This is a genomic window from Bradyrhizobium uaiense (assembly GCF_010811875.1).
In the GTDB taxonomy this organism is placed as follows: domain Bacteria; phylum Pseudomonadota; class Alphaproteobacteria; order Rhizobiales; family Xanthobacteraceae; genus Bradyrhizobium; species Bradyrhizobium uaiense.
Window position 1 is genome coordinate 1 of the sequence record NZ_VKHP01000555.1, and the last position, 620, is coordinate 620.

The following is a 620-nucleotide window of genomic DNA, read 5'->3' on the forward strand; positions in this document are numbered from 1 at the left end:
ACCCAACATATAGAGGCGTATTTATATTTACGTCAGATTGAGGCCGAGCATGGCCAGGGCGAAGAAGCGGGATCCGAAGAGCGAGGCGCTGGCGCAAGACGGCGTCCTCAATCCAAATCCGGAAGCGGTCCGCGACCCCTCGTTCGTCAGCAACTCATTCTTCGATGCGAAGGACCTGGTGCAGGTGCGCTACGAGATGGTGCGACGTCACCAGGTCGACGGCGTTGCGATCAGCGAGGCCGCCGAGACATTCGGCGTTACGCGGCCGACCTTCTACAAGGCGCAGAGCGCCCTGCAGACCGCCGGGCTTGCCGGCCTGTTGCCGAACCGGCGAGGCCCCAAAGGCGGCCACAAGGTCTCCGCCGAGGTCGTTGCATTCGTCGCCGCTCTCAAAGCTGCAAGACCCGAACTGACGACGTCGCACTGCCTCGATGCGATCGAGGCGCGGTTCGGCGTCAAGGTGCACCGACGCAGCCTGGAGCGGGCGCTGGCGCGCAAAAAAAAACGACTCAACCCAGCTTGATCGTCGCGCCTGCGGACGCAGCGGACAGCTACGAGAAGCTACGCGCCGCCGCATTGCGTGCCGAGTTCACGGCCTGCCCTGGTCTCACCATTCTTCG

The 620-nt window shown here is 63.5% G+C and carries 1 protein-coding gene; it reads left to right on the plus strand.

The window, feature by feature from the left end; all coding sequences use genetic code 11:
- Positions 1–49: 49 nt before the first annotated feature.
- Positions 50–523 carry a helix-turn-helix domain-containing protein gene (locus tag FNJ47_RS46435; RefSeq protein ID WP_163163506.1) on the plus strand — a complete coding sequence of 158 codons (474 nt, stop codon included), beginning with the start codon at positions 50–52 and terminating at the stop codon, positions 521–523.
- Positions 524–620: the final 97 nt, after the last annotated feature.